Origin of the sequence: Clostridium sp. (assembly GCF_032552055.1) — a bacterium.
Taxonomy (GTDB): Bacteria; Bacillota; Clostridia; order Clostridiales; family Clostridiaceae; genus Clostridium.
Window position 1 is genome coordinate 1 of sequence record NZ_JAWGSV010000281.1, and the last position, 3,963, is coordinate 3,963.

Below are 3,963 nucleotides of genomic sequence, written 5' to 3' on the forward strand. Positions count from 1 at the left end.
TTTAATAATCTATTTATTAAATAATATCAATAAAAATTAAATAATTACAAATATCAATTGATTATTCTTGGAAATAAACTTATAATTTACTCAAAAGTAATTTTAAAAAATATTAATTTGGGGTGATAAAATGAATTTTGAAAATCTTTCAAAAGAAGATAAGGCGATTAGTGATTTAATTGAAAAGGAGCTAAAAAGACAGCAGGATGGAATTGAATTAATTGCATCTGAAAACTTTGCTTCTAAAGCAGTAATGGAGGCTATGGGCTCTTTCCTTACTAATAAGTATGCAGAAGGGTATCCAAACAAGAGATATTATGGTGGATGCCATGTTGTAGACGAAGTTGAGAATATAGCTAGAAATAGAGCTAAGGAACTATTTGGAGCTGAACATGCTAATGTTCAACCTCACTCAGGTTCACAAGCAAATATGGCAGTATATCTTTCAGTTCTTGAAACAGGAGATACTGTTTTAGGGATGGACTTAAGCCATGGAGGTCATTTAACTCATGGTTCACCAGTTAACTTTTCTGGTAAGTTATATAACTTTGTATCTTATGGAGTAGATAAGGAAACTGAAACTATAAATTATGATGTAGTAAGAGAATTAGCTTTAAAGCATAGACCAAAGCTTATTGTTGCTGGTGCAAGTGCTTATTCAAGAATAATTGATTTTAAAGCTTTTAGAGATATTTGTGATGAAGTTGGAGCATATTTCATGGTAGATATGGCTCATATTGCAGGATTAATAGCTGCAGGAGAACATCCATCACCAGTTCCATATGCAGATTTTGTTACATCAACTACTCATAAAACTTTAAGAGGACCTAGAGGTGGATTAATACTTTGCAAAGAAAAATATGCAAAGCAAATAGATAAGACTATCTTCCCTGGAATTCAAGGAGGACCATTAATACATACAATTGCAGCTAAAGCAGTATGTTTTAAAGAAGCTTTAGATCCAAGTTATAAGGAATATATTAAGACTGTTGTTAATAACTGTAGCGTACTAGCTAATGAATTAATAAACTATGGCTTTAAAATAGTGTCAGGTGGTACAGATAATCATTTAATTCTTGTTGACTTAAATAATAAGAATGTTACAGGTAAGGATGCAGAAATAATATTAGATTCAATAGGAATTACTGTTAATAAAAACACTGTTCCGAATGAAACTAAGAGTCCATTTGTAACTTCAGGTATAAGAATAGGTACAGCAGCTGTATCTACTAGAGGATTTAATGAAGATGATATGAAGGAAATAGCATCAATAATTAACGATACTCTTTCAGTAGAAAACCCTAATATAGAAGAGTTAAAGGGAAGAGTTAAGTCATTATGTGATAAGCATCCTTTATATAATTAAAAATGCAAATGAAATTAGTAGAAATATGTATTGTAAATTAATTCATATTTCTACTTTTTTTCTTTCTTATAAAAAAATGTAAAGGAAGATATGGATAATACGAGAATACAATAGAAGAAAATTAAGGGGGAAAAGAATTTGAGAAACAATGTGACGAGGCAAACCAATAGAGGATTTGTTATAGCAACAACAGCCCTTACAATTACATACTCATTAGGATTACTATTTATGATAGGGAGTAATATAATTGATAAGAATTTTGCATTAATAGCTCTTGGTATAATATTTATATTTACAGCTATTATGCTAGTATTTTATTTCAAAAATAAAGAAAATATTAAAATTAGGCATATAATTGGAACACCGTATGCAATTGTATATGCAATTTTATTATTTAAGTCAAACTTAATGGTTGCACCAATAGCAATTGTACCACTTATAGTTATATGCATGATTTATTTAGAACATAAATTTATGATTGCTCCAATAGTTGGGGCTGCTATATTTAATATAATTTGGGTAGTTATAAATATAAAAAATCCTAGTATGAGAGAAAATATTATTCTTGAAATAGTTTGTATTTTTATGTTTTATATTATGGCTTATATAATAACAAAGATATCTAATAGAATGAGAGAAGAGGCAGATTTAGAAAGAAGAAAAAGTTCTAATATGGTTAAAGAACAAGAAAAAATATTAAATGAAATTAGAGATGCAATAGAACTATTAAATAAGAATACTACTTCAATTTCTGGTACTTTTAATACAATAGAATCATCTTCTAGTAATATTAGTAGTGCTATTTTAGAAATACTAAATGGATGTGAAGTTACAACTTCAAATATTGAAGAGCAAAATAAGGCTTCTAGCAATATAAGATTAGATATTGAAAGTGCAGTTAATAATTCTAAGGAAATGGAACTAAAGTTTAAAGAAAGTAGAGACACTTTTGAAACTATATTTGGAATGATAGAAGATGTAGCTAAAAATTCGAAAAATGTTAAGTCTAAAAACTCTGAGGTTTATATTATAGCAAATGAGCTAAAAGAAAAAACATCTAAAGTACTTATGATAATTGATATAATAAGTGATATTTCAGAGAAAACAAATCTCTTAGCATTAAATGCAGCAATAGAGTCTGCTAGAGCTGGTGAGTATGGAAGAGGATTTTCAGTTGTAGCAGAAGAAATAAGAAAACTTGCAGAGCAAAGTAAAGAATCTTCTAATGAAATAAATAATATTATAAGAGATTTAGAAAACGAAGTTTTAAATGTTTCTAAATCTATAAATGATGTAACAAATATTATTAACGAAGAAGAAAAAATAGTCCGAAATACAACAAGTGGACTTCATAATCTTACAAATGGATTAAATAAAATGGAGGAACTTGTTAAGAACGTTACTAACAAAATAATAGCTATAGATAGCGATAATTCAAAGATAACAGATGGGATCACTAATGTAGCTTCAATTTCAGAAGAGACATTAGCTAATTCTCAAAGTACTGCTGCAATTGTAGAAATATTATTTGCTGAAGTAACTGAAGCTAAGAACTCTTTAGATGAACTTGTTGGACTAGCGAAGAAAATGAATACTTATTCTTAAAATGATATTAAATTCAAAATATGTTATAATAAATTATATTTACAACATTGCAAAGGAGAATTTTAAAATGAAGTTAATATCGTGGAATGTTAATGGGATAAGAGCTTGTGTAACTAAAGGATTTTTAGATTTCTTTAATGAAATGGATGCAGATATATTTTGCATTCAAGAAAGCAAGCTTCAAGCAGGTCAAATTGATTTACAATTAGAAGGATATCATCAATATTGGAATTATGCTGAGAAAAAAGGATATTCAGGAACAGCAATTTTCACTAAGAAAGAACCTTTATCAGTTACATATGGTTTAGGAATAGAAGAGCATGATAAAGAAGGAAGAGTAATTACTTTAGAATTTGAAAATTTCTATATGGTAACTGTATATACTCCAAATTCAAAAAATGAACTTGCTAGATTAGATTATAGAATGGTATGGGAAGATGCTTTTAGAGAACATTTAGTAAACTTAGATAAGAAAAAGCCTGTTATAGTCTGTGGAGATTTAAATGTAGCTCATAAAGAGATAGATTTAAAAAATCCTAAAACTAATACTAGAAATGCTGGGTTTACAGAAGAGGAAAGAGGTAAATTTACTGATTTATTAAATGCAGGATTTACTGATACTTTTAGATACTTTTATCCAGATTTAACAGGAGTATATTCTTGGTGGTCATATAGATTTAGTGCAAGAGCAAAGAATGCAGGATGGAGAATTGACTATTTTGTAACTTCTAAATCAATAGATGAAAAATTAGTTGATGCAAAAATCCATACTGAAGTATTAGGATCTGATCATTGTCCTGTAGAATTAACAATAGAATTATAATTTATTAAAGAGTTGTCTTATGGCAGCTCTTTATTTATTGGAACATATATGGTTAAAGGGAATAATTACATCATTTATTAAGTAATTAGATAATAAGTTAAGTTGAATAATATAAACAAGCTATGCACAATATATAATTAGTTAAATTAATAATATACATTATTATAGT

The 3,963-nt window shown here is 27.9% G+C and carries 3 protein-coding genes; all 3 read left to right on the forward strand.

Annotated elements, in window-relative coordinates; translation table 11 throughout:
* Positions 1 to 130: 130 nt before the first annotated feature.
* The 3 genes from glyA to E6248_RS14145 all read left to right on the forward strand — a co-directional run bounded on the left by glyA (position 131) and on the right by E6248_RS14145 (position 3,794).
* Entirely contained in the window at positions 131 to 1,366 is a 1,236-nt protein-coding gene (glyA, locus tag E6248_RS14135) for a serine hydroxymethyltransferase (protein ID WP_316341427.1), read from the forward strand.
* A gap of 138 nt (positions 1,367 to 1,504) precedes the next feature.
* Positions 1,505 to 2,971 carry a methyl-accepting chemotaxis protein gene (locus E6248_RS14140; RefSeq protein ID WP_316341428.1) on the forward strand — a complete coding sequence of 489 codons (1,467 nt, stop codon included), beginning with the start codon at positions 1,505 to 1,507 and terminating at the stop codon, positions 2,969 to 2,971.
* Positions 2,972 to 3,038: 67 nt separating this feature from the next.
* Positions 3,039 to 3,794: an exodeoxyribonuclease III gene (locus tag E6248_RS14145; protein ID WP_316341429.1), complete on the forward strand. Its 756-nt coding sequence runs from the start codon at positions 3,039 to 3,041 to the stop codon at positions 3,792 to 3,794.
* Positions 3,795 to 3,963: the final 169 nt, after the last annotated feature.

What these genes read in the sequence shown, in the direction of transcription:
- glyA (WP_316341427.1), top strand. Translation starts at nt 131, where the DNA reads ATGAATTTTGAAAATCTTTCAAAAGAAGATAAGGCGATTAGTGATTTA.
- E6248_RS14145 (WP_316341429.1), top strand. Translation starts at nt 3,039, where the DNA reads ATGAAGTTAATATCGTGGAATGTTAATGGGATAAGAGCTTGTGTAACT.